This window comes from Pseudomonas sp. Leaf127 (assembly GCF_001423155.1).
Lineage (GTDB): Bacteria > Pseudomonadota > Gammaproteobacteria > Pseudomonadales > Pseudomonadaceae > Aquipseudomonas > Aquipseudomonas ovata.
Window position 1 is genome coordinate 24061 of the sequence record NZ_LMOA01000008.1, and the last position, 23756, is coordinate 47816.

The window sequence follows — 23756 nt, forward strand, 5'->3', positions numbered from 1 at the left end:
GTCCTGTTCCCGGCTAAAGCCGGTCCTACGGGTCCTACGGGTTCTGGATCAGCGGCGTTCCTCGCGAATGAACGGCTCGCCCAGTGCGCCCGGCTGGCTGCGCGACGGGTGACTGGCCTGCGCCACCCAGACCATCACCAGCAAGGTCACCGCGTACGGTGTCATCAGCACGAAATACTGCGGCAGGCGCACGCCGGCGGCGGCCAGTTGCGGAATCAAGGCCTCGATGCTGCCGAACAACAGCGCACCGGCCAGCGCCCGCCACGGCGACCAGCGGGCAAAGATCACCAGTGACACGGCAATCCAGCCGCGGCCGCCCATCATGTCGGCGATCCACATCTTGGTGCTCAACACCGCGACATAGCCGCCGGCCAGGCCGATCAGCGCCGCGCCCAGCACAATGGCCGCCAGCCGGTAACCGAGCACGGAAATGCCGGCGGCATCGGCGGCCTGCGGGTTTTCCCCGACCGCGCGCAAGCGCAGGCCGGTCTGGGTGGCCTGCAACAGCCACACCACGGCGACAAAGATCAATAGGGTCAGAAACACCACCGGGTTCTGCACGAACACCTTGCCCACCAGCGGCAACTCCGACAGCGGCCACAGCTCCACCGCCTGCAGGCCGCTGACCGGCCGGTTGGTCCAGCCCAGCACGGTGCCCAGCAACCCGGTCAGTCCCTGGCAGAAGAACACCAGCGCCAGCCCGGCGATCACCTGGTTGATGCGCAGCACCAGCACCATCAGCGCAAACAACAATGAAACGGCCGCCGCCGCCAGCATCGAGGCGCCCAGCGACAGGCCGCTCAGGCCCAGGGTCAGTTGCAGGCCGACCCCGGCCAGCGCCCCCACCAGCATCAGCCCTTCGGCGCCCAGGGCCAGCACGCCAGCGCGCTCGGTGATGATCAGCCCCAGCGCCGCCAGGGCAAAAGGCACCGCAAAGTCAGGCGCATTGCCCAACCAGTGAGTCAACAGCTCCATCAGCAGTCCCCCGCCTGAATACGCCGCACGCGGTGGCGAATGAAAAAGTCCGAGCACGCCACGCAGATCACCAGGATCGCCTGGATCAGTTGCACCATCGAAAACGGGATCTGGTAGAACACCTGCAGGTTGCGCCCGGCCACGAACAGCAAGGCGATCAGCAGCGCCACTACCGTGGCCGCTGCCGGGTTATTGCGCGCCAGAAAGGCGATGAGAATTCCGGAAAAGCCATAGCCCTGGTAGAACGACTGGGTCAGGCGCCCTTCCTGCCCGGCCGTGGCGACAAACCCGGCCAGTCCTGCCAGCGCGCCCGACAGCAACACCGTGCCAATGATCATCCGCCGCACCGGCACCCCCACCGCGCCGGCCACCCGCAGGTTGGCGTCGACAAAGCGCAGGTACAGGCCGGCCCGTGACACGCCGACGAACCACAGCGTGAACACCGCGATCAACAGCGCCATGAAGATGGCCAGGTTGTAGCCGGCCACCAGGTCGGGCAGGCGCTCGAACGCCTTGAACGGCGGCGAGTACGGGAAGTTGTCACGCGGGTCTTTCCAGCTGCCGTACACCAGATGCAGCAGGACATTGGCGGCGATGTAGTTGAGCATCAGGGTCGAGATGATCTCGTTGACCTTGAGCCGCAACTTCAGCAGCACCGGGCCCAGGGTCCAGAGCATGGCGCACAGCATGGCCGCGAGCATCATCAGCGGCAGGCGCAGGGCCTCAGGGCCGATCTCGAACAACGACACCGCCGTGGCGCCAATGGCCCCCCAGATCATCTGCCCCTCCAGGCCCAGGTTCCAGAAGCGCGCCCGAAACGCCATGCACCCGGCCAGGCCGACCATGATCATGGGCGCGGCCTGGAACAGCACGGCGCGAAAGTTCTGCGCATCGAACAGGGTCTGCACCACAAACTCATTGAGCAGCTCGCCGGCCGGCACCCCGGCACCAAGCAGGATCACGGTGCAGATCGCCACCCCGCACAACAAGGCCAGGGCGATGATCAGCGCCTGCCACGGCCAGGCCAGTTGCTGGCGGATTTCCAGGGTGTAGCGGCGCCCCAGCAAGGGTTGCCGTGGGGGTGTGATGGCTGGATTCAGAGTGGTTTCAGTCATGGCTCACCATTGCTTTGCCGATGGCCTGGCGGTCGGCCGGGTGGTCGAACTCGGCGACGATACGCCCGCTGTTCATGACCCCGATGCGGTCGGCCAGGGCCATGACCTCGTCCAGGTCTTCGCTGATCACCAGCACCGCCGCCCCGCCGTCACGGGCGGCGCGCAAGCGGGCATGCACCGCCTGGGTGGCACGCACGTCCAGGCCACGGCTGGGGCTGTGGACCACGACCAGTTGCGGGTCGCGGCTGAATTCGCGGGCAATCACCAGCTTCTGCGCATTGCCGCCGGACAACAGCGCAGCGTTCTGCGCCAGCGAGCGCACGCCCTGCACGTCGAAATCGTTGACGGCAGCGGCCGCATCGGCCTGCATACGCTTGCCGAACAGGCGCAGCCAGGAGCCGTAGCGGCCGCTGTGCACATGGCCGATGCCGAAGTTCTCGGCCACGCTGAGCGAGCCGGCCAGGGCGGCGCCATAGCGGTCGGCAGGAATCGAAGCAATGCGCAGGTCACGGCGCTGCTCGGGGCTGGCCTGGCGCAGGTCGCCAAAGCCTTCCAGGTGGATCTCACCTTCAGTGGGTTGCGCCAGGCCCATCAGTGCATTGGCCAACTCGCCCTGACCATTGCCGCCGACCCCGGCAATGCCGTAGATCTGCCCGGCCCGCAGGCTCATGTCGACCCCCTTCAACGACCCGGGGCTGCGCAGGCCACGCACCTGCAGGCGCACCGCGCCCGGTGCCGGTCCCGGCTGATAACCGGCGCGGGTCGACTCCCCGACGGTCAGGCGCACCAGTTCTTCGACACTGACGCTGTCCGGCACCAGGGTCTGAATCGTGCGGCCACCGCGCATCACCGTGACCCGGTCGGCAAAGCGTTTCACATCGGTCATCTTGTGCGTCACCAGCACCACCGCCGCCCCTTGCCGGGCAAAGGCCTGCACCGTGCCCAGCAGGCGCTCGGCCTCCTGGTCGGTGAGCACGGCGGTGGGTTCGTCGAGAATCAGGATGCGCGCCCCGGCCAACAGCACCTTGAGGATTTCCACCCGTTGCTGCTCGGCCACCGACAAGTGTTCGACAATCTGGCGCGGGTCCAGCACAAAGCCCAGTTCCCGGGCCTTGGCACTGATCTGCTGCTCCAGCGCCTGCAAGCGCTGGCGGTAGCTGCCAGACGAGGGTTGCGCCGGCAGGCCCAGCAGGATGTTCTGCGCCACGGTGAAGGGTTTCACCAGCTTGAAGTGCTGGTGCACCATGCCGATCCGGTGGCGCGCCGCCTCGCGTGGGCCGTTGAGCCGCACCGGGTTGTCGTCGATCAGCAGGCTGCCGGTTTCGGGGGCATAGAGCCCGGCGGCAATGTTCATCAGCGATGACTTGCCGGCGCCGTTTTCACCCAGCAGCGCATGCACCTCGCCCCAGGCCGCGGTGAAGTGCGCATCGGTCAGGGCCTGGAAACCGTCGAACGACTTGTTGATACCGGTGAGTTGCAGCGCATTGACCTGTTTCATCGCTGCGTCATCACGCCGTTGACGAACCAGTCCATTTTCCACAGATCAGGGTCGCTCATGACCTGGCCGGCCTTGAGGCGTTCCTGGCCGTCGCGGTCGGCCATCGGCCCGCTGTAGATGATTTTCTTGCCCGCCAGCAGCTCGGCGCGTGCGGCCTGGATCTTCTCGCGGCTGGCGGCATCGATGACCGGATCGGCGGTCAGGCTGATGTCGGTGCCGCCCTGCGCCATCGACAGCAAGGCGCCGTCAGGGGCTGGCACCCAGTGGCCGGCAATGACCTTTTTCAGCTCCGGCGCCAGAAAGCGGTCCCACACCCACATCGACGAACACACCGTGGCCCTGGGTGCGAATTCACTGAGGTCACGGTGGTGACCGGTGCCGTGCACGCCACGCTCTTGCGCCACGATCTGCGGGGTCGGGCTGTCGACGTGCTGGCCGATCACGTCGGCGCCGTTGTCGATCAGCGCCATGGTTGCTGCGCGCTCCTTGACCGGGTCGTTCCAGGCGCCGGTGTAGACCACCGTGACCGTGGCCGCCGGGTTGATCTCACGGGCGCCCAGTTCGAAGGCATTGACCGTCCAGTTGACCTGGCCGAAGGGGTTGGCCGCTACGAATCCCAGCTTGCCGGATTTCGACACCGCCCCGGCAGCCATGCCGCACAGGTACTGGCTTTCATAGGTGCGCCCGTAGAAGGATTCGAGGTTGGCGGCGTTGGTGGTGCCCGAACCGTTGAGAAAGGCGACGTCGGGGTATTTTTTCGCCAGCGCCAGGAAGGTGTCGGAATACCCGAAGGCGGTGCCGATGATGATATTGGCGCCCCGGGCGATCAGGCGGTCCACCACCGGGGTGATGGCGGCGGCATTTTCCGGCACGCTTTCGACGAACTGGATCTTCTGGTCCAGTTCTTTCTCCAGCTTGAGCCGCGACTCGTCGAACGCCTGGGTCCAGCCACCGTCATTGCGCGGGCTGATATAGACCATGGCAATCTTCGCCGGCCCCTTGAGGGTCAGCCCCTGGGCCTCTTGCGCCTGAGCCTGGCCCGCCGCACCGCCGAGCACCATGGCTGCACACAACGTCCCCTGCAAAACAGTCCTGAACATAAAGTCGTTTTCCTGATGGTAGGCGAATGATTGACAGAGCAATGCTGACCCGGCGGGCCCTCTGGCTCAGCATGTCAGAGGCAATAGCAGCTTCCATGCCACAAAAAATAAGCCTTTAAAATCATCAGGTTGTTAAATTAAAGGCGATATAACGGATCAAATGGTCCGGTTCGGAGCACTCAGTTTGTGCAGGACGCACGAGAAGCGGGCAGAGGCCGCCATACGGCGGACCTGCACCTGAGAACCTCAGCAATCAATGCAAGGCTGACCCGTCATGGCGAATCATCGCTGTCACCACCTGCCAGCTCACGCTCGATCTGTTCGATGCTGGGCAAGCTGGTTTGCAGCTCTGCCGGCAGGGATTCCACCAACTGATACTCCGCCACACCGATGGGGCGGGCATTGTCCCGCAGGGCATATTCGGCCACGACCTTGTTCTTGCTCTTGCACAGCAGCAGGCCAATCGTAGGGCCATCCTGTGGGTGCTTGAGCTGGGCATCGACGGCCGTGAGGTAAAAACCCAGCTGGCCCAGATGCTCGGGCTTGAACTTGCCGGCCTTGAGTTCGATCACTACATAGCAGCGCAACTTGAGGTGATAGAACAGCAGGTCGATGAAGAACTCGTCACCGCCCACATCGAGCAGCACCTGCCGACCGACGAAGGCAAAGCCTGCGCCCAGTTCCAGTAGAAACTCGGTGACATGCCTGACCAGAGCGTTTTCGATCTCACGCTCCTGCGCCTCAAGGGTCAGGCCGAGAAAATCGAAGCGATAAGGATCTTTCAGCGATTCGCGAGCCAGATCAGACTGCGCCTGGGGAAGGTGACTCTCGAAGTGACTGACGGCCTTGCCACTGCGCTCCAGCAGACGGGCCTCGATCTGCATCACCAGAATGTTGCGCGACCCGTTATGTTCGATGGCCTTGGCGGCATACCAGCGGCGCGTTTCGGGGCCGGGCAGTTTGTCCAGTAACGCTAACTGGTGATACCAAGGCAATTGTGCAAGCACCCCTTGCACAAACTCCGCGTCCGGCCATGCCTGGGCAAAGGCGCGCATGTACTTGAGGCTGCGCGGTGAGAAGCCCTTCATATCGGGAAAGGCGGCGCGCAAATCCTGCGCCAGGCGTTCGATGACCTTGGCGCCCCAGCCCTGCTGTGTCTGCCGGGTCAGGATATCGTGACCGATCTGCCAGTAAAGCAGCACCAATTCGCGGTTCACCGCCAGGGTGGCACGTTGCTGGGCCGTATGGATACGGTATTTAAGCTCGGTCAGCCAATCGCCGTAGCCTTCAGGTGGCGGGCTCAGGTTGACAGGGGTATCGCTCATGGCGTTTCCCTCGTGGTTCTTGAAGACAGGTCAGGGCCGTGGCGCGATGCCTTGGCAAATCAGCGTGCGCAGATTGCCCAGCACCTCGTCGAAAAACACAGGGTCCGCCAGGGTCTTGCCGGTGATGGCCTGCACCTGGGTGCTGAAGTCGGCGTAATGCTGGGTGGTGCTCCAGATCGAGAAGATCAGGTGGTAGGGGTCGACCGGCGCCAGCCGGCCGGCATCGATCCAGCCCTGGATCACCTCGACCTTGCGCGCCACCATCTCGCGCAGCGCCTGCTCCAGCTGGGCCTTGATCAGCGGCGCGCCCTGCATGATCTCCATGCAGAACAACCGTGACTCGGCGGGGTGGTCACGCGACAGCTCCAGCTTGACGCGAATGAAGTTGCCAATGGCTTCAAGCGGGTCCTGCGCGGCGTCAAAGCCGCTGAGCGGCACCAGCCAGATGTCCAGCAGGTGCTGCAGCACATGGGTGTACAACGCCTCTTTGCTGGCGAAGTAATAAAGCAGGTTGGTCTTGGACACATCGGCTGCCACAGCGACCTGGTCCAGGCTGGTGCCGTGCATGCCGAACTGCGAGAACAGCTCGAGCGCGGCCTGGATGATCGACTCGCGCTTGGCCTTGATCTGTTGCAGGCGGCGTTGTTCGGAGGTGGGGCTCATGGCCCGCGGGGTTTTCGCCCTGGCATTGGGTGCCGGCTTGTCGGTCTTTTTGACTGCCGCCTTCTTCACCTGCGTCTTCTTTTTGGCCGGCGCCTGGGGCGCCTGCACGTCGTCGATGGATTTACTGTTCACAGCCAGAACCGTCAGCCCGAATGAAGGCGCGAGTGTATCAGGGTTGTCTGTGGGCGACGGACTACGGGGCAACGGCGCATGGCATAGCGGCCTGAAAATGCCCGCTAATGTTCCACACCCCCGGCGTCTCGCCTCAAGAGCGGGCACATCAAACGATCCAAAACAGACCAAATGGTCCAACAAAAACGCATAAAACAATCCAAGCCATTGATATAAAACAGTAAAAAATAACTGGCACGACACCTGCAAAACACCATTCGAGACGCATGCACCTGGCTTGCGAAGCGCATGGAGAGGATTATGAAGATTGGTATCTTTATCCCGATTGGCAATAACGGCTGGTTGATTTCCGAAAACGCACCGCAATACAAACCGACTTTCGAGCTGAACAAACAGATCACCCTGGCCGCCGAGCACTACGGCTTCGACTTCGCGCTGTCGATGATCAAGTTGCGCGGGTTTGGCGGCAAGACCGAGTTCTGGGACCACAACCTGGAGTCCTTCACGCTCATGGCCGGGCTGGCAGCGGTCACCAGCCGCATCCAGTTGTTCGCCACCGCCGCCTCGCTGGTGCTGCCACCGGCCATCGTGGCGCGCATGGCCGCCACGGTCGACTCCATTGCCAACGGCCGCTTCGGCGTCAACCTGGTCACCGGCTGGCAGCGGCCGGAGTATTCGCAGATGGGCCTGTGGCCGGGCGACGAATTCTTCGGCAACCGCTACGAGTACCTGTCCGAGTACATCCAGGTGCTGCGCGATCTGTGGGCCACCGGCCAGTCCGACTTCAAGGGCGCGCACTTCCAGATGGACGACTGCCGCGTCAGCCCGCGTCCGCAGGCCGACATGAAGGTCATCTGCGCCGGGCAAAGCGATGCCGGCATGGAGTTCTCGGCCCGGCATGCCGACCACAACTTCTGCTTTGGCAAAGGCGTGAACACCCCCAAGGCCTTCGCCCCCGCCGCGCAGAAACTGATCGAAGCCAGCCGCCTGACCGGGCGTGATGTCAGCACCTTCGTCCTGATGATGGTCATCGCCGACGAGACCGACGAAGCCGCCCGCGCCAAGTGGGAGCACTACAAGGCCGGGGTCGACGAAGAAGCGGTGGCCTGGCTGGGCGTACAAGGCGCAGTCGACAAGAAGGCCGACAGCAACGTGCGGCAAATGGCCGACCCGACCTCGGCGGTCAATATCAACATGGGCACCCTGGTGGGCTCGTATGAATCCATTGCCCGCATGCTCGACGAAGTGGCCGAAGTCGAAGGCACCGAGGGCGTACTGCTGACCTTCGACCATTTTGTCGAGGGGGTCGAAGCCTTCGGCCAGCGCATCCAGCCGCTGATGAAAAGCCGCCTTGACGCACTGACCCCAGTGCCGTCACAGGTCGGCCAGCCGGCCATTAACCTGAGTGTGGGAGCGGCCTCATGAGCACTGAAAAGAACGTGACGATTTCTTCGACCACGCCGGCCGGCATCGCCGAGGCCGGCGGCGGCCAGCCCTGGGTGCTGAGCGCCCGCCCCGAGCCTCTGTACCTGCACGCCTCGAACACCGCGCTGGTGGTAGTCGACATGCAGAATGCCTATGCCTCGCCGGGCGGCTATGTCGACTCGGCCGGCTTTGACATTTCCGGTGCCCGTTCGGTGATCGCCAGGGTCGGCCAGGCCCTGGAGGCGGCGCGGGCCGCCGGCCTCAGCGTGGTGTACCTGCAAAACGGCTGGGACGCCGGCTATGTCGAGGCCGGTGGCCCCGGCTCGCCCAACTGGTACAAGTCCAACGCCCTGAAAACCATGCGCAAGTACCCCGAGCTGCAGGGCCGCTTTCTGGCCAAGGGCGGCTGGGACTACGAGATTGTCGATGAACTCACCCCGCAACCGGGCGACCTGGTGGTGCCCAAGACCCGCTACAGCGGTTTCTTCAACAGCACGCTCGACAGCACCCTGCGCGCCCGCGGCATCAGGAACCTGGTGTTCACCGGCATTGCCACCAATGTCTGCGTCGAGGCCACCCTGCGCGATGCCTTTCACCTTGAGTACTTCGGCGTGATGCTCGAAGACGCCACCCATGAACTGGGCGGTGCGGTGATTCAATCAAGCTCGGTCTACAACATCGAGACCTTCTTTGGCTGGGTGTCCACGGTGGACCACTTTGTCAGCGCCGTGACCGCCAACTGATCCGTTCATTGTTCATTCCGGAGACGCCCCCATGCCCAAGACCATCATTACCCCGCCCGGCACCGGCACCCCACTGGCGCCGTTCGTGCCCGGCACCCTGGCCGACAACATCCTGTATGTGTCCGGCACCCTGCCCTTCGACCATGACAATAACGTCGTGCATGTGGGCGATGCCGCCGCGCAGACGCGCCATGTGTTGAACACCATCAAGCGCGTGATCGAGACCGCGGGCGGCACGATGGATGACGTGACTTTCAACCATGTGTTCCTGCGTCACTGGGAGGATTACGCGGCCATCAATACGGTGTACGCCGAGTTCTTTCCCGGTGAGAAGCCGGCGCGGTATTGCATCCAGTGTGGACTGGTCAAGCCTGATGCCCTGATTGAAATCGCCAGCGTGGCGCACCTCGGCAAAGGCGCTTGAGCATGAGCCTGTACACCGAAGTTCACGGGCCGGCCGACGCTGAAGCGGTGCTGCTGTCGTCGGGCCTGGGCGGCTCGGCCGGCTACTGGTCGTTGCAGATACCGGCGCTGGTCGCGGCCGGCTACAGGGTCATCGCCTACGACCAGCGCGGCACCGGCCGCAGCCTGCAAGCCCTGCCCGATGGCTACCGGATCAAGCACATGGCCGATGATGTGCACGCGGTGCTGGAGGCTACGCAGACTGAGCGCTGCCACTTCGTCGGTCATGCCCTGGGCGGCCTGGTCGGCCTGCAACTGGCGCTCGAGGCACCGACACGCCTGCGCAGCCTGACCCTGATCAACGCCTGGTCGCAGCCCAACCCGCACTCGGCGCGCTGCTTCGAGGCGCGGCTGGGGTTGCTCGATGCACTGGGCCCGCGGGCCTATGTCGAGGCACAGCCGATCTTTCTGTACCCGGCCAGTTGGTGCGTTGCTCACGCCGAGCAGGTACAGGCCGAGGTGGAGCATGCCTGTGCGCATTTTCCGGGAGCCGCCACCATGAAGGCCCGCATTGGTGCCTTGCGCGCGTTCGATGTGGCGCAGCGCCTGGCCACGATCACCACGCCGACGCTGGTCAGCACCGCCCGGGACGATGTGCTGGTGCCCTGGACCTGTTCGCAGTACCTGGCGCAGCACTTGCCCCATGCCACGCTGCATACCGTCGACCACGGCGCGCATGCCCATAACCTCACCGCAGCCGATGACTTCAACGCCGCGCTGCTGTCGTTTCTCGCCGTCCAGCCCACCGCAGAGGCCACGCCATGACCGGTTTCGAACCCAGCAAGAGCGACTTTCGCAACGCCATGGCGCGCCTGGGCGCCGCCGTCAACGTCATCACCACCGATGGCCCGGCCGGGCGCGCCGGCTTTACCGCGTCGGCGGTGTGCAGCGTCACCGACGAGCCGCCCAGCCTGCTGGTGTGCCTGAACCGCAGCGCGTCGGTGTACGAAACCTTCAAGGCCAATGGCGTGTTGTGCGTCAACGTACTCGGCGCCGGCCACCAGGCAATCTCCAACCTGTTCGGCGGCAAGACGCCCATGGCCGAACGCTTTGCCGCGGCCCGCTGGACCCTGGGACCGTCCGGCTCGCCGATTCTGCAAGAGGCCAGCGTGTCGTTCGACTGCCGCCTGAGCCAGATCACCGAAGTCGGCACCCACGACGTGCTGGTGTGCGAAGTGATGGCGATTACCACCAGTGAGCAGGCGCAGAGCCTGATCTACTTCAACCGCCAGTACCACGAGCTGCAGGCCAGCGCCTGAGCGGGTCGGCACAAAATCCATTGGCACCCGGGTAGGAGCGCGCTTGCCGGAATGCCGGACCACCGCGACCGAGTGCGTAGCGCTCGCAAAATTTGCCAGACGCCACAAATACTGAACTGTGGACGCATTCAAAATTTATGAAACGCTGAAAATTTACGACTGCTAACGCAGCCGGTCGCGGGCAAGCGCGCTCCTACAGGCCCCATAGAGGTTCATATGCACAAGGTTGTCTTTATTACGGGTGCCACGTCCGGCTTTGGTCGGGCCACGGCGCGGCGCTTTGCTCAGGCGGGCTGGTCGTTGATCCTCAGCGGACGGCGCCTGGAGCGCCTGCACGCGCTGCAGGACGAACTGGCGGCGCAGGTGCCGGTGCATGTCGCCGCGCTGGACGTACGCGATGCCGAGGCCGTCAGGCAGGTGGTCGATGCGCTGCCGGACGGCTTTCGCCGCGTTCATGCCCTGATCAACAACGCCGGTCTCGCCCTGGCACCGGAGCCTGCCCAGCAGGTCAGCCTGCAGGACTGGCACACCATGATCGACACCAATATCACAGGACTCGTCAACGTCACCCACGCCGTGCTGCCGTTGCTGCTGGAGACCGGCACAGGCGCCAGCATCATCAATATCGGCTCGGTGGCCGGTGCCTGGCCCTACCCCGGCGGGCATGTGTATGGCGCCAGCAAGGCCTTTGTCACCCAGTTCAGCTACAACCTGCGTTGTGATCTGATCGCCACCGGTGTGCGCGTCACCGATATCGCGCCGGGCATTGCCGAAACCGAATTCACCCTGGTGCGCACCAAGGGCAACCAGGCCGCGTCCGACACCCTGTACGGCAACACCACGCCGCTGCGCGCCGAAGACATCGCCGAACAGATCGTGCATGTGTGCAGCCTGCCGGCGCACATCAATATCAACCGCCTGGAAATCGTGCCGGTGCGCCAGGCCTGGTCGGGCTATGCGATCGATCGTGACGTGTGAGCCTCATAAATCTGACGGACGCATGCGGCTAACGCTTGGTCGTTAGCGGTCAGGAGCGTGCAGGCCTCTTCGCGGCCAAAGTCGCTCCTACCGTTCGCCGCGCTCCAGCCGGTGCAGGCCGCGCCGCTCTTCATCCCATAAATAACCGCCGAGCTTGGAGATGCTGGTCAGCCATTCGCTGCGCTCGCCGTCGATCAGCAGAATGACCCGGCGGTTGCTGACAAAATCGCCGTCGAAACTCATGGAATACTGCTCGATCTGCAAGCGCCCGCCCGGTGCCAGTTCGGCGGAGCCGGCGATGCCATCGGCAAAGGCATTGCCCGAACGCTGGTACTCATCGATGCCGTCGTCGGTGCTGGCAAAGGCATACAGGCGCCGGCCCAGGTAAGTGATGCGCTGCTCGCTGCGGTTGACCAGCCACACCGGCTGCTTGTCCGAGCAGCGGGAGAAATACGGAATGGCCAGGTACAAACCCGGCGGTGCCTGCTGCTCCCAGGCCTGCAGGTTGGCCGCAGCGATCAGGTCGGCGTGTTGGGCGCGACGGGCCGACAGCACATCAAAGGCATCGTCGTCGGCCCGGGGGCGCAACCCATGGAAAGACTCCAGGGCGTCGCAGGCGCAGTTGAGCCGGGCGTAACGGGCCAGCTCGGCGCTGTGCTGCTGCGCCACCTGTGGGTGACATTCTTCGACCAGGCGGGTGGTCAGGCTTAACACCGCATCGCGGATCGGCTGACGGATCATGGCACTTCCTTGAAGTCCTGGGTCGGTAACGAAATGTACGCCCTTTAGGGGCCAGGCCCAACGATTGTGTTGGGGGTACATGTTACCGACGCAGCGCCTCAGGTCATGGGGCGGCCTTCAACGCCTCCTGCACCTGTGCCAGCGACCCCCTGGACGAGCCAGGCTGCACCTTGAGTGCGGTGGTCTTGCCACGGATCACCACGTCCATGCCTTTCACCGCCCCCTGCGCATCGCCCAGGATGCGGTAAGTGGTGTCGCCACGCACAAAGCTGAGCACCTGTGCGCTACTGTCCAGCTCAAACCGCTCGGTCTCTTGTTCGGGATACAGCAGGCTGACCTCGTTCTTGCTGTCGACCGCCGCGTAATACACCTGTTCGCCGGGGGCCGAACGAAACAGGACGATGCGCTTGCCGGACGGCGCCAGCCGGAACGCCAGCAGCTCCTGGCGCTGCTCGTCGTCTTCCCAGAGCGTGCGCTCGACGCCATCCGCGACCATCTTGCCGTTGCGGTTCACCGATCGGCTTTCGCGGGCCAGGCCCGAGGAGCTGGTCTGGTCGATCACCGTCTCACGCTCCATGACCGGCTCGCCGTCCTTGATGATGTAGGTGGCGAACCAGTGGGTGCAGCAACCGTCCTTGGTCATGGTCTTCACGCGACGGGCCTGTTCGTCGACCTGGAACAGGCCGCAGTAGTCCTGCGCCAGCTGGGTGAAGGCAGCGCTGTGGCGAAAGCCGTTCTCGGTGCCGACGAACACCTCGAACGAAGGCCCGTGGTAGCAACTGTTCTGGCCGTCCATGACCGCCAGGTCCTTGATGCCGTCGAAGTTGAAGTCCTGGTAGATCAGCACGCTCTGCTCGCCATACGGCAGTTGCTGGACATTGGCCTTGACCTCACCGCCGGGGTTGACGTCCAGCACCAGCTCATCGGAACGGACCTCGAACAGCGGCGCGGGATTTTGCCGGTCGAAGACGCGGATGATGCCGGGGCGGAACACTTCGTCGTTGTCGGCGATTTCCAGAGTGGCGCGGTACTGTTTCGAAAAATCCTGCAAGGCGTAGGTCTTGCGGGCGGTCGCCTCGAAGGCGGGCACATCCATTTCGCCATAACCGGTGACTGGCATGATGGCGCTGGCGCTCATCGACAGCAGCAGGCCGGCTAGCAGCGTGAGGGTGCGTTGGGTGATTGAAAACGGCATGACTTGATTCCTGTCGATGGGGATGGCGTGACGCGCTGTCGCCTGGCAAACACTGGACCGGCTGTAGGAGCGCGCTTGCCCGCGACCGGCTGCGTTAGCAGTCGTAAAATTGTGGCGTTTCGCAGATTTTCAGATCGTAAATGTGTGGCGTTTCGCAGATTTTGCGAGCGCTGCGCACTCGGTCGCGGGCAAGCGCGCTCCTACGGCACCATGACCGTAGTGTCGTTGGGTGGTGTCGTTGGGGCACCATGACCGTAGTGTCGTTGGGGGCACCATGAAAAAGGACCGCCGAGGCGGTCCTTTTTATCCAGCAGCGCAGCCTTATGCAGGCTGGTCCCACGGACGGTCGCCGTGCTCATCCTTGATGCGCGTCGGCAGGCCCATCACGTCGAGCAGCTTGAGGAACGGCTCGGCCGGCAGTTCTTCGACGTTGGCCATGTGCTTGACATCCCACTCGCCACGGGCCACCAGTAAGGCAGCCGCCACCGGCGGTACGCCAGCGGTGTAGGAGATGCCCTGGCTGTCGGTCTCGTCGAAGGCTTCTTCGTGGTCGGCCACGTTGTAGATGAAGACTTCACGGGCCTTGCCATCCTTGGTGCCCTTGACCAGGTCGCCGATGCAGGTCTTGCCGGTGTAGCCCGGCGCCAGCGAAGACGGATCAGGCAGCACGGCCTTGACCACTTTCAACGGCACGACTTCCAGGCCTTCGGCGGTCTTGACCGGTTGCTCCGACAGCAGGCCGAGGTTTTTCAGCACCGTGAAGACGTTGATGTAGTGCTCGCCAAAACTCATCCAGAAGCGCACGTTCGGCACGTCCAGGTTCTTGGACAGCGAATGCACTTCGTCGTGACCGGTCAGGTACAGGTTTTGCGAGCCCACGACCGGCAGGTCGTCAGTGCGCTTGACTTCGAACATGGTGTTGCTGGTCCACTGGCTGTTCTGCCAGCTCCACACCTGTCCGGTGAACTCACGGAAATTGATTTCCGGATCGAAATTGGTGGCGAAATATTTGCCATGGGAACCGGCATTGACGTCGAGAATGTCGATCGAATCAATGCGGTCGAAATGCTGTTGCTGCGCCAGGGCTGCATACGCGTTGACCACACCCGGGTCAAAGCCTACGCCGAGAATGGCGGTGATGTTGTTCTTCTGGCATTCCTCGAGGTGTTTCCACTCGTAGTTGCCGTACCAGGGCGGCGTTTCACAGACCTTGCCCGGTTCTTCGTGGATGGCGGTGTCCAGGTAGGCCACGCCGGTATCGATGCAGGCACGCAGCACCGACATGTTCAGGAACGCGGAGCCCACGTTGATCACGATCTGCGATTCGGTCTCGCGGATCAGGGCCTTGGTGGCTTCGACATCAAGGGCATTGAGCGAGAAGGCCTGGATGTCGGCGGGCTGCTTGAGGCTGCCCTTGGCCTTGACGCTGTCGATGATGGCCTGGCATTTGGAGATGTTGCGCGACGCGATGGCAATACGACCGAGTTCGTCGTTGTGCTGCGCGCACTTGTGGGCCACCACCTTGGCGACACCTCCTGCACCAATGATAAGAACGTTCTTCTTCAATTTCTTTAGGTCTCCTTAATACGCCAGCTTACGAAAGGCTGGACAAGTAGTCTTCAAAGCCGAACTCACGCACAACTTCGATGCTGCCGTCGAGTTGCTTGACGGCGATGGATGGCATTTTCAGGCCGTTGAACCAGTTTTTCTTGACCATGGTGTAGCCGGCGGTGTCGAGGAACGACAGGCGGTCACCGATGGCCAACGGACGATCGAATTGATACTCGCCGAAGATATCCCCGGCCAGGCACGACTTGCCGCACACCATGTAGGTGTGTTCACCGTCGCTGGGGGCCAGCTTGGCGTTGAGGCGGTAGATCAGCAGGTCCAGCAGGTGCGCTTCGATGGAGCTGTCGACCACGGCCAGGTGCTTGCCGTTGTAGAGGGTGTCGAGCACGGTCACTTCCAGCGTGGCGCTGTTGGTGATGGCTGCCTCGCCCGGCTCCAGGTACACCTGCACGCCGTATTTCTCGGAGAAGCCTTTCAGTCGCGCGCAGAACTTGTCCAGCGCATAGCCTTCGCCGGTGAAGTGAATGCCGCCACCGAGGCTGACCCACGTAACCTGGTGCAGCAGTTCACCGAAGCGTTCTTCGATGGTGGTCAGCATCTGGTCAAACAGGTCGAAGTCGCCGTTCTCGCAGTTGTTGTGAAACATGAAGCCGGAGATCTTGTCCATCACCGCGCCGATCTTCACCGGGTCCCACTCGCCCAGGCGGCTGAACGGGCGCGCCGGGTCGGCCAACAGATAGTCGGAGCTGCTCACTTGCGGGTTGACGCGCAGGCCACGGATGGTGCCGGTGGTGGCCTCGGCAAAGCGCTCGAGCTGGCCGATGGAGTTGAAGATGATCTTGTCGCAATTGGCGATCATTTCTTCGATTTCATCGTCGGCCCAGGCCACGCTGTAGGCATGGGTCTCGCCGTCGAACTTCTGCTTGCCCAGCTTGAGCTCGTACAGGGAGCTGGAGGTGGTGCCGTCCATGTACTGCTGCATCAGGTCGAACACCGACCAGGTGGCAAAGCACTTGAGCGCCAGCAGCGCCTTGGCGCCTGAGTGTTCGCGCACGTAGGCGATCTTTTCCAGGTTGCTCAGCAGCTTCTGTTTGTCGATAAGGTAGTACGGCGTCTTGATCATTTCGCTTCCGTATTAAAGGTCGGCCAACAGGAGTCCGCGAACCTCCTGAAAAAAGCGGACGCGAATTGTGCCGATAACCGACGTCGACCGAAAGTCCATTGAGCACATTTCGTCCATCGCGTGCCATTACGGCAATGGCGCCGAGCATGGCGCCGGAAGATGACAATAATGTGACATTTTCTTGATAAGCAGCCTGCCAGAGGCCTGCAGGGCGACCCATGTGCCTGATGGCGGCGCACGTTCGCGCGCTGGCCGGCGGCTGGAAACGGCTTCATCAGGCCCGGCAAAAAGACCGGCGGCTATCACTTGGCGAGTGTGATGAGCCTTTCGAGGACAGTGCCTGGAGAATATTCCTGTCCGGGCCAGGCCTGTTTTATGCAGCGCAACGCATGATCGCCGTATAACAATTCCACGGAAATGACATACTCCGCCGCGCACTTGAAAGACCGTCTTCAATGTGGCGACGCCCCGTGATTCCATCGGCCCGCCGCCTGACCCGACCTCGGTCCATGAAGTCGGGTTACAGAGCGCCGACGCCCGTCTGCTTCAACGTGTCGCACAGTAAACAGTGATTCAAGCGCTGCTGGTTTTTGATCTGAAATCGTCAAATCGCCTTTTTCTGGTGCGCACGTCTGCCTGATCGACTGTGACAACAGCCCCGCTCAACAGCGCTGACTCAGGATGAGAGCACCCATCGATAAGTAAGGGTTGTTCATGAAATGGAAAATTCGCGACAAGGTTTTATTGCTCTCTGTTATTCCCGCGCTGTTGCTGGCCTTGATCATTCAGTTATTGGCCCTCTCCGAACTGCAGGTATTGACTGAGCAAAGCGCCCGGGAAACACGTGATGCCCTGATCAAGACACGCAAGGACGAGTTGCTCAGTTATCTGGACATCGCCTACAGCACGATCAAACCGTTGTATGAAGGACCGGATGCCATGTCGCCCGAGGTCAAGGAAGAGGCACGCCGTCGCCTGCGCGACCTGCGCTATGGCAAGGACGGTTATTACTTCGGCTATACCGACAATGGCGACAGGGTGTTCCTGGCCGGCAAGGACGAAGGCAAGAACTTCTGGGACCTGCGCGACACACACGGTGTTTACCTGATCCGTGAGTTGATTGGCGCCGCCAAGAACGGTGGCGGCTTTGTCACCTACTACTTTCCAAGGCCCGGTGATGACAGCACGGCCTACCCGAAGTTGTCCTACAGCCGCTACCTGGACAAATGGAACTGGACGGTTGGCGCGGGCTTTTACGTGGACGGCGTCGACACCTTGATTGACGAGCAGGTCCGGCAACAACAAAAAGCCATGCAGGTCTTGCGCTGGAAACAATGGAGCATCATTGCCGTCTTGCTGGTGCTGCTGAGCCTGGTCGCGGCGTATGTCGCCCGCAGTATCGTCAAGCCCATCAAACTGTTGACACTGAACCTGCAATCACTGGCGTCGGTGGAAGGTGACCTGACCCGGCAGTTGCCGGTCGATGGAAATGAAGAAACGGCCCAACTGGCAGGCGCCTTCAACAGTTTCGTGGGCAAGATCCGTGAAATGATCCTGAGCCTGGCACGGTGCGCGCAGTTACTTGAAGAGCACAATGCCCAGCTTGGGCACAGCACTCAACACGCAGCCGACGCACTGGTACGCCAGGCCGAGGATGCCGATCAGGTCAATCACGCCATGGAACAGATGGCCCTGGCCACGCACAACGTCGCGCAGTCGGCACAAAGTGCCGCACAAACCACACGAGAGACCGACGATCAGGCCCAGAGCATGCAAGCCAATGTGGGCCAGACCATCATTGCCATCGGTGATCTGGCAGCCGGCATCAGAACCGCAGCGCTGGATATCCAGAATCTGGGCAGTGATGTGGAGTCCATCGGCTCGATTCTCGATGTCATTCGAGGCATAGCCCAGCAAACCAACCTGCTGGCCCTGAACGCGGCGATTGAAGCCGCCCGTGCCGGCGAACAGGGGCGCGGCTTTGCCGTTGTGGCGGATGAGGTGCGCTCCCTGGCGCAACGTACCCAGCAAAGCACCGAGGAGATCCAGACCAAGATCAGCCAACTGCAGCAAGGGGCGCGAACGGCGGTCATCACCATGCAGGGCAGCCTCACGGGCAGCGAAGCGGCCGTAGAAAAAGTCAGCGGTACGGTAAAGATTCTCGAAGGGGTCAGCAGTGCCGTTTCCGAGATCAACGGCATGAACAACCAGATCGCGACGGCGGCCGAAGAACAGTCGAGCATTGGCAGCGAAGTCAATCAAAGCCTGTCCCAGATCAGTCAACACATCAAGCAGACCCAGACCATTACTGCACGTAACAATGCGTTGTGCGGGCAACTCGACGAGCTGTCGCAAGAGTTGAGCGTCCTGGTCAAGCGCTTCAAGGTCTGATTGACAAAAGGCCCGGGGTTGTCAGGCCTGGCGACAACCCCGGGGCCTGGTGGAAGTCTACTTGCTCACGCCAGCGCGCCTGGGCAGCCCACAACCGGACAGCAGCGCTGCACACGCCTCACAGAAACCTGATCGGGTAACTCACTATCACCCGATTCTCATCATAATCGGTGGCATTGAAATCCCGGCGCACGCTCGAATTGCGCCAGCGCAGCGACAGGCTCTTGAACGTCCCACCCTGCACCACATACCCCAACTCGGACTCACGCACCCACTCGCCGCCATCGTCGACATTGCGCAGCTGTACATCGCGGCCCTTCACGTAGCGCGTCATCAGGCTCAAGCCCGGCACACCGTAGCCGGCAAAGTCCAGGTCATAGCGCAGTTGCCAGGATTTTTCCTTCGGGTTGTCGAACGCATGGTTGAAGGTGTTATTGGCCAGGTAAATGCCGCCGCTGCCGGTGATTCTCATCCAGCCCGTGTCACCGCCCACCTGTTGCAGGCCGACACTGAAGGTGTGCTGGCGCATGCCCAGCCCCAGCATCAAGGAGATGGTGTGGTTGTCCAGTTGCCCGGCTCTGGCGCTGCCGTCGTCCTTGCCGCGAAAGTGGCCGAGGTTGGCGTTCAGGGTGATGCCTTCGGCCAGTGACCAGCGCTGGATCAGGCCGGCGTACTGCTGCTGATAGATGTCCTTGAGCTCACCGGCCCACAGGCGCACGGTGGTGTTCTTCGATTCGCTGCGGTAGTCGCCGCCCAGGTAGCGAAAGCCATCGCTCTGCACGCCGGCATAGGCCAGGTCTTCCATAGAAGAGTCATTGCGCAGGCTGGTCTTGCTGAACTCGCCGGCGTACAGCGTCCAGTGCCTGATGTCTTCGGACGCTAATTGCGCGCCCCTGAAGGTTTGCGGCAAGGCGCGAAAGTCGTCGGCGGTGACCAGCGGCAGGTTGGGCATCCATTCGCCGACTTTCAGTTCCGTGGCCGAGATCCGTGCCTTGAGCGCGACACCCAGGCGACCAAAACTGCCGGCCGGGTCGCCATCGCCGTCGCGCGGCAATAACAACGCGTTGTAGCGGCCGGCACCGCCGTCCAGCTTGACCGCGTACTTGCCCAGCACGTCGACACCAAAGCCAACAGTACCGGTGGTAAAGCCCGAGCGTGCGTCAAGAATGAAACTCTGGGTCCACTCCCGCGCTTCGCTTTGCGCCGCGCCGGGCGCGGTGAAGTTGCGCTCGAAGAAGAAGTTTCTGAGGTTGAGGCTGGCACGACTGTCATCGATAAAACCCTGGGCGTGCACCGGGGCGTGCAGCAAGACCGAGGTGAATAACAGTGCGCCGGTTGTTTGGGCGGTAAGTGCTTTCAAGACCATGACTCCCTTGTTGTTTTTATTGAGGGGCTCGCTCGATCAGTGATGTCCAGGCAGCCGATCGCCGTCCCGGAAAACCTGGATCGACAATGGCATCAGGAATCAGTGGCAAGGCTCCAGGAACAGGGAGCCTTGTCTGGGTTAGAACACGGGGATGGGCTGCGCCATTGCGGCGCAGCCCCCGGGGTCAGACCAGGCCGGCGGCGCGCAGCGCGTCGGCGATTTCACGGTCGGCGCCTTCGGCCAGCGGCAGCAGCGGCGAGCGCACGGTGGCGTGCTCCAGAATGCCGCGGGCGACCAGGCCATGCTTGAGAGCCACGGTGCCTTCCATGTGCGAGCCGCGATGGTAGACAGTGCGGGTCACCGGCAGCAGACGATCATGCAGGGCGCGGGCGGCCGGGTAGTCCTTGCGCTTGCCGGCTTCGATCAGCTCGATCAACGGCTCGGGCGTCAGGCCGCCATAGCCGACCAGGGCACCGTCGACGTCGAACATGGTGTGCAGCAGGTATTCGTCGTGGCAGGTGAGGATCTGCAGGTCCGGCACTTCACGGCGCACCACCGGGATCTCGGTGTCCCAGCGACGCATGTTGCGCACGCCGTTTTTCATGGCGAACACGCCCGGCTGTTTGGCGATGTCCAGTTGGGTTTCCAGGTCGTAGGTGGCCTTGGTGACATCCGGGTACTGGAACAGGATCAGCGGCAGGCCGCTGTGTTCGTAGATCGCCTTGTAGCGATCCTGCGCGGCGCCCTTCTGGTAGCCGAAACGCAGCCAGCCGTGGGACGGGTACACCAGGCCCGCCGAGGCGCCAGCCTCGACCGCACGCACCGCTTCAGCGGCCGCCACCTGGGTGCCTTCGCCGGTGATGCCGGCAATGATCGGCAGGCGACCGCCCACCGACTCCTTGAAGGCCTGGATCACCCGGGCCTGTTCGGCCTGGGTCAGGAAGGTGCCTTCACCGGCATGGCCCAGCACGACCAGCCCTTTGACGCCGTCGAAACTGCCCAGCCACGCACCCAGTTTCTGGATGGCGTCGTAGTCGACCTGGCCATCGCGGGTAAAAGGGGTCACGGGTGCCGGGACCAGACCGCGCAGATCGATGGTGTTCTTGGTGCTCATGGTAGTTCCTCTTTTTGGGTTCAAATGTCCACAACTGACGCGTGCAGGGGCGCAGAACATGCACAACGGCACGCTCTGAAGTGAATGGGTAAGTTGGGGTGTAACGGACAGCGGTTTATCGGGTTATTGAAGTTACGGCGACAGTTCTTCGAGCATCCGTCCTTTGGTTTCAATGGCAAACAAGGCGGTGACGATACCGGTCAATAACAGCACGACCGCAAAGACACCGAACACGTAATGCACGCCCGCCCCGGACACTGCCAAACCGACCACCAGCGGGCCTGCCGCCGAGCCCAGGCGCAGCCAGGCACTGCCGACCCCGGTGCCCAGCGCCCGCAAGCGGGTCGGGTAGAGTTCGGCCGAGTACAGGTACAGCGAGAAGGTCACGGTCTGGATCAGCGCGTAGCCCAGCCCGGCCAGCAGCAGGATCTGCAGCGGTGTGGTCGCGCCGGTCAGGGCCAGGGCCGCCAGCGGCACGGCGCCCAGGAACAGCGCGCCGATGTACCAGCGCCGCCGCCCGACCTTGTCGATCAGCAAGGCACAGATGATCGCCGCCACCACGCCGGCCGCCGAGGTCATGAAGCCGTAGGCCAGGCTGGTGTCCAGCGGCAGGTTGAAATGCTGCCGGTACAGCGTCGGCAGCCAGGTGATCAGGCCGTTGGCGACCATGTAGGCGCCGAACCACATGCTCCAGATCACCAGCGAGCGCTTGAAGTACATGCCGCGAAACAGCTCCTTCCAGCCCTGCACGGCACCCGGCTTCTGGATCGGTGGCACTTCGACCGGCGGGGTCAGGGTCTTGCCGGACTTGATGGCGCTGTCTTCAAGACGCGTGACAATGCGGTCGGCCTCGTCCAGGCGGCCCTTGGAGGCCAGCCAGCGCGGCGATTCGAACAGAAAGAAACGCAGTGGAATCAGCAGCATCGCCGGCACCAGCCCGACCGCAAACATGGCCTTCCAGCCATAGACCGGCACCAGCAGGTAGCCGATGATCCCGGCCCCGACCAGTCCGAGCAGAAACATCACTTCATAAAGCAGGAAGAACCGCCCGCGCTTTTTCGAGCCGATCAGCTCGTTGACATAGGCACTGGCGACCGGCACCTCGCCGCCGGTGCCGATGCCCTGCAAGAACCGGAAGGCCATCATCGCGACCGCGCCGGAGGCGAACAGGCAGGCCACATCCATTGCCACGAACAACAGGATGGTAAAGGTCAGCACTTTCATGCGCCCGATGCGCTCGGCCAGCCAGCCGAAGAACACCGCGCCAAACAACTGCCCCAGATAGCCTGCCGACAGAATCATGCCGATCTGCGTGGCACTCAGGCTCCACTCCTTGGCCAGTACCGGCATCGCATAGGCAATGGCGATCACGGTATAACCATCAAAGAACGTGGCGGCACCAATAATGTTTCGCGCCCAGAACACTTGCCGGGTAATTGGCAGGCGTTCCAGGCGGGCGCTGATATTGGCCTGGCTCTTTCCTCCTTCGGTCAATGGCGCCGTTTCTACGTGCTGCATCAACATGGCACTTCCTCTTCTTGTTGTTCGGATTATCGGGCGTGCGCGGGCCTGCCGTGCAACACGCACAGTGCTTGAAAGTGTTTGAGAACGGCGGGCAAGTTGAACAGGCAACTTGCCCTCTGGTTATTCAGTCTTTAGTTATTGGCTTATAACGTCGGTCCGATACTGCCGTTGGCTTCCAGTGCCTTGCCAATGGCAACGGCCGCTTCCAGCGTCGAGGACAAGGCCCGCTCGCGCAGCTCTTCGGCCGAACAACGCACGGTCGGCGCGGCAATGCTGATCGCGCCGACCGGATAACCGTCGATATCCAGTACCGGTACGGCCAGGATGCGCAGGCCGTCGGTGAACAGCGATTCGGTGAGGATGTGGCCATCGGCGCGGACGCGGCCCAGCAGCTCGGGCAGCGCCAGCTCGCTGGCATGGGGTTTCATGATGAACGGGGTCAGGGGCGTGAGTTGCCGGACCTTGTCCACTTCCTTTTCAGGCAGAAACGCGAGGATCGACTGGCCGATGGCCGTCTGCGTGGCCGGCACCGTGGTGCCGACGCGGATATCGACGCCTAGCCGGGTGATGCCGGCGCGGACCCGCTCCAGGTACAGCACATCGGCGCCTTGCAGCACGGCAAAGCTGGCGGCCTCGTTGGTCTCGCCGACCAGGCCGCGCAGGATCGGGCGCACGATGCTGCGCAGGTCGGTACGGGCGATGGCATGAAAGCCCAGGTCAAGCACCTTGAGGGTCAGGGCGAAGCGGCGGCTTTCCGGAATGCGGGACACATAGCCCAGCTCGACCAGGGTATTGAGCATGCGAAAGGTGGTGCCGGGATCAAGGTCGGCAGCGGCCGCAATCTGGCTCAGGGTCAGTTCTTCGTTGTCCGCCGAAAAAGCTTCCAGAACTCGAAAGCCCTTGGCCAGGGACTGGACGGTGCTGCGCAACTTCTTGTCGTCCGGCTCTTTTAGCGAAGCCGTGAGGGATTTGTCGCTCTTCAACATGTTCTTCGCACCTTTTTTGTTTTTTCGGATTGCGAAATATTTTTCTCTTATATAGAATACCAGTTTGCCGAT

The 23756-nt window shown here is 62.6% G+C and carries 21 protein-coding genes and 1 pseudogene; 8 read left to right on the plus strand and 14 right to left on the minus strand.

What is annotated here, in order from left to right; genetic code table 11:
* Positions 1-48: 48 nt before the first annotated feature.
* The 6 genes from ASF84_RS07200 to rutR all read right to left on the minus strand — a co-directional run bounded on the left by ASF84_RS07200 (position 49) and on the right by rutR (position 6745).
* Positions 49-975 carry an ABC transporter permease gene (locus ASF84_RS07200; protein WP_056836721.1) on the minus strand — a complete coding sequence of 309 codons (927 nt, stop codon included), beginning with the start codon at positions 973-975 and terminating at the stop codon, positions 49-51.
* Entirely contained in the window at positions 975-2090 is a 1116-nt protein-coding gene (locus tag ASF84_RS07205) for an ABC transporter permease (protein ID WP_056836722.1), read from the minus strand. The genes ASF84_RS07200 and ASF84_RS07205 overlap by 1 nt, the downstream gene beginning before the upstream one ends.
* A complete protein-coding gene (locus ASF84_RS07210; RefSeq protein WP_056836724.1) occupies positions 2083-3588 on the minus strand; it encodes an ABC transporter ATP-binding protein in 1506 nt (501 codons plus the stop codon). Before ASF84_RS07210 ends, ASF84_RS07205 begins: the two co-directional genes overlap by 8 nt.
* Positions 3585-4688 carry a BMP family ABC transporter substrate-binding protein gene (locus ASF84_RS07215; protein ID WP_056836726.1) on the minus strand — a complete coding sequence of 368 codons (1104 nt, stop codon included), beginning with the start codon at positions 4686-4688 and terminating at the stop codon, positions 3585-3587. Before ASF84_RS07215 ends, ASF84_RS07210 begins: the two co-directional genes overlap by 4 nt.
* A gap of 272 nt (positions 4689-4960) precedes the next feature.
* Positions 4961-6013, minus strand: a complete 1053-nt coding sequence (locus ASF84_RS07220; RefSeq protein ID WP_056836727.1) for a PDDEXK nuclease domain-containing protein — start codon at positions 6011-6013, stop codon at positions 4961-4963.
* A gap of 30 nt (positions 6014-6043) precedes the next feature.
* Positions 6044-6745: an HTH-type transcriptional regulator RutR gene (gene rutR / locus ASF84_RS07225; RefSeq protein ID WP_056836787.1), complete on the minus strand. Its 702-nt coding sequence runs from the start codon at positions 6743-6745 to the stop codon at positions 6044-6046.
* Positions 6746-7108: 363 nt separating this feature from the next.
* Between rutR and rutA the strand changes: the two genes are divergently transcribed.
* From rutA to ASF84_RS07255, 6 genes are all read left to right on the plus strand, one after another.
* A complete protein-coding gene (rutA, locus tag ASF84_RS07230; RefSeq protein ID WP_056836730.1) occupies positions 7109-8233 on the plus strand; it encodes a pyrimidine utilization protein A in 1125 nt (374 codons plus the stop codon).
* Positions 8230-8976 carry a pyrimidine utilization protein B gene (rutB, locus tag ASF84_RS07235; RefSeq protein WP_082481417.1) on the plus strand — a complete coding sequence of 249 codons (747 nt, stop codon included), beginning with the start codon at positions 8230-8232 and terminating at the stop codon, positions 8974-8976. Before rutA ends, rutB begins: the two co-directional genes overlap by 4 nt.
* Positions 8977-9007: 31 nt before the next feature.
* A complete protein-coding gene (gene rutC / locus ASF84_RS07240; protein WP_056836732.1) occupies positions 9008-9400 on the plus strand; it encodes a pyrimidine utilization protein C in 393 nt (130 codons plus the stop codon).
* Positions 9401-9408: 8 nt separating this feature from the next.
* Positions 9409-10203 carry a pyrimidine utilization protein D gene (gene rutD, locus ASF84_RS07245; RefSeq protein ID WP_201783671.1) on the plus strand — a complete coding sequence of 265 codons (795 nt, stop codon included), beginning with the start codon at positions 9409-9411 and terminating at the stop codon, positions 10201-10203.
* Positions 10200-10697, plus strand: coding sequence for an NADH-dependent FMN reductase RutF (rutF, locus tag ASF84_RS07250; RefSeq protein WP_056836735.1), 498 nt, complete (start codon positions 10200-10202; stop codon positions 10695-10697). Before rutD ends, rutF begins: the two co-directional genes overlap by 4 nt.
* Positions 10698-10913: 216 nt before the next feature.
* Complete coding sequence (locus ASF84_RS07255; protein WP_056836737.1) at positions 10914-11675, plus strand: SDR family NAD(P)-dependent oxidoreductase; 762 nt, start codon at positions 10914-10916, stop codon at positions 11673-11675.
* A gap of 87 nt (positions 11676-11762) precedes the next feature.
* Here ASF84_RS07255 and ASF84_RS07260 read toward each other — a convergent pair whose 3' ends face one another.
* The 4 genes from ASF84_RS07260 to ASF84_RS07275 all read right to left on the minus strand — a co-directional run bounded on the left by ASF84_RS07260 (position 11763) and on the right by ASF84_RS07275 (position 16303).
* A complete protein-coding gene (locus tag ASF84_RS07260) occupies positions 11763-12416 on the minus strand; it encodes a hypothetical protein (RefSeq protein WP_056836740.1) in 654 nt (217 codons plus the stop codon).
* A 103-nt stretch (positions 12417-12519) separates the two neighbouring features.
* Positions 12520-13611: an XAC2610-related protein gene (locus ASF84_RS07265; protein WP_056836742.1), complete on the minus strand. Its 1092-nt coding sequence runs from the start codon at positions 13609-13611 to the stop codon at positions 12520-12522.
* Positions 13612-13932: 321 nt separating this feature from the next.
* The gene (locus ASF84_RS07270) at positions 13933-15177 is read right to left on the minus strand and encodes a saccharopine dehydrogenase family protein (RefSeq protein WP_056836744.1); all 1245 of its coding nucleotides are present in this window, start codon (positions 15175-15177) and stop codon (positions 13933-13935) included.
* Positions 15178-15205: 28 nt separating this feature from the next.
* Positions 15206-16303, minus strand: a complete 1098-nt coding sequence (locus ASF84_RS07275; protein WP_056836746.1) for a carboxynorspermidine decarboxylase — start codon at positions 16301-16303, stop codon at positions 15206-15208.
* Between the two features lie 714 nt (positions 16304-17017).
* On the opposite strand from ASF84_RS07275, the pseudogene ASF84_RS30155 reads away from it, so the two are divergent.
* Together ASF84_RS30155 and ASF84_RS30160 are read left to right on the plus strand one after the other, a co-directional pair.
* Positions 17018-17839 (plus strand): annotated as a pseudogene (locus tag ASF84_RS30155) (cache domain-containing protein); the annotation flags it as partial.
* A gap of 12 nt (positions 17840-17851) precedes the next feature.
* Positions 17852-18694 (plus strand): methyl-accepting chemotaxis protein, encoded by an 843-nt coding sequence (locus tag ASF84_RS30160; protein ID WP_421957943.1) that lies wholly within the window; start codon positions 17852-17854, stop codon positions 18692-18694.
* 118 nt (positions 18695-18812) lie between these two features.
* On the opposite strand, the gene ASF84_RS07290 is transcribed toward ASF84_RS30160, so the two are convergent.
* The 4 genes from ASF84_RS07290 to ASF84_RS07305 all read right to left on the minus strand — a co-directional run bounded on the left by ASF84_RS07290 (position 18813) and on the right by ASF84_RS07305 (position 23684).
* Positions 18813-20060, minus strand: a complete 1248-nt coding sequence (locus ASF84_RS07290) for an OprD family porin (protein ID WP_056836749.1) — start codon at positions 20058-20060, stop codon at positions 18813-18815.
* A gap of 184 nt (positions 20061-20244) precedes the next feature.
* The gene (locus ASF84_RS07295; protein WP_056836751.1) at positions 20245-21174 is read right to left on the minus strand and encodes a dihydrodipicolinate synthase family protein; all 930 of its coding nucleotides are present in this window, start codon (positions 21172-21174) and stop codon (positions 20245-20247) included.
* A 132-nt stretch (positions 21175-21306) separates the two neighbouring features.
* Positions 21307-22698 (minus strand): MFS transporter, encoded by a 1392-nt coding sequence (locus ASF84_RS07300; RefSeq protein WP_056836753.1) that lies wholly within the window; start codon positions 22696-22698, stop codon positions 21307-21309.
* A 143-nt stretch (positions 22699-22841) separates the two neighbouring features.
* Positions 22842-23684 carry an IclR family transcriptional regulator gene (locus ASF84_RS07305; protein WP_056836756.1) on the minus strand — a complete coding sequence of 281 codons (843 nt, stop codon included), beginning with the start codon at positions 23682-23684 and terminating at the stop codon, positions 22842-22844.
* Positions 23685-23756: the final 72 nt, after the last annotated feature.

What these genes read in the sequence shown, in the direction of transcription:
- ASF84_RS07200 (WP_056836721.1), bottom strand. Translation starts at nt 975, where the DNA reads ATGGAGCTGTTGACTCACTGGTTGGGCAATGCGCCTGACTTTGCGGTG.
- rutB (WP_082481417.1), top strand. Translation starts at nt 8,230, where the DNA reads ATGAGCACTGAAAAGAACGTGACGATTTCTTCGACCACGCCGGCCGGC.
- ASF84_RS07275 (WP_056836746.1), bottom strand. Translation starts at nt 16,303, where the DNA reads ATGATCAAGACGCCGTACTACCTTATCGACAAACAGAAGCTGCTGAGC.
- rutC (WP_056836732.1), top strand. Translation starts at nt 9,008, where the DNA reads ATGCCCAAGACCATCATTACCCCGCCCGGCACCGGCACCCCACTGGCG.
- ASF84_RS07290 (WP_056836749.1), bottom strand. Translation starts at nt 20,060, where the DNA reads ATGGTCTTGAAAGCACTTACCGCCCAAACAACCGGCGCACTGTTATTC.
- ASF84_RS07265 (WP_056836742.1), bottom strand. Translation starts at nt 13,611, where the DNA reads ATGCCGTTTTCAATCACCCAACGCACCCTCACGCTGCTAGCCGGCCTG.
- ASF84_RS07305 (WP_056836756.1), bottom strand. Translation starts at nt 23,684, where the DNA reads ATGTTGAAGAGCGACAAATCCCTCACGGCTTCGCTAAAAGAGCCGGAC.
- ASF84_RS07215 (WP_056836726.1), bottom strand. Translation starts at nt 4,688, where the DNA reads ATGTTCAGGACTGTTTTGCAGGGGACGTTGTGTGCAGCCATGGTGCTC.
- rutF (WP_056836735.1), top strand. Translation starts at nt 10,200, where the DNA reads ATGACCGGTTTCGAACCCAGCAAGAGCGACTTTCGCAACGCCATGGCG.
- ASF84_RS07260 (WP_056836740.1), bottom strand. Translation starts at nt 12,416, where the DNA reads ATGATCCGTCAGCCGATCCGCGATGCGGTGTTAAGCCTGACCACCCGC.
- ASF84_RS07205 (WP_056836722.1), bottom strand. Translation starts at nt 2,090, where the DNA reads ATGACTGAAACCACTCTGAATCCAGCCATCACACCCCCACGGCAACCC.
- ASF84_RS07220 (WP_056836727.1), bottom strand. Translation starts at nt 6,013, where the DNA reads ATGAGCGATACCCCTGTCAACCTGAGCCCGCCACCTGAAGGCTACGGC.
- ASF84_RS07300 (WP_056836753.1), bottom strand. Translation starts at nt 22,698, where the DNA reads ATGTTGATGCAGCACGTAGAAACGGCGCCATTGACCGAAGGAGGAAAG.
- ASF84_RS07295 (WP_056836751.1), bottom strand. Translation starts at nt 21,174, where the DNA reads ATGAGCACCAAGAACACCATCGATCTGCGCGGTCTGGTCCCGGCACCC.
- ASF84_RS30160 (WP_421957943.1), top strand. Translation starts at nt 17,852, where the DNA reads ATGATCCTGAGCCTGGCACGGTGCGCGCAGTTACTTGAAGAGCACAAT.
- ASF84_RS07210 (WP_056836724.1), bottom strand. Translation starts at nt 3,588, where the DNA reads ATGAAACAGGTCAATGCGCTGCAACTCACCGGTATCAACAAGTCGTTC.
- rutA (WP_056836730.1), top strand. Translation starts at nt 7,109, where the DNA reads ATGAAGATTGGTATCTTTATCCCGATTGGCAATAACGGCTGGTTGATT.
- ASF84_RS07255 (WP_056836737.1), top strand. Translation starts at nt 10,914, where the DNA reads ATGCACAAGGTTGTCTTTATTACGGGTGCCACGTCCGGCTTTGGTCGG.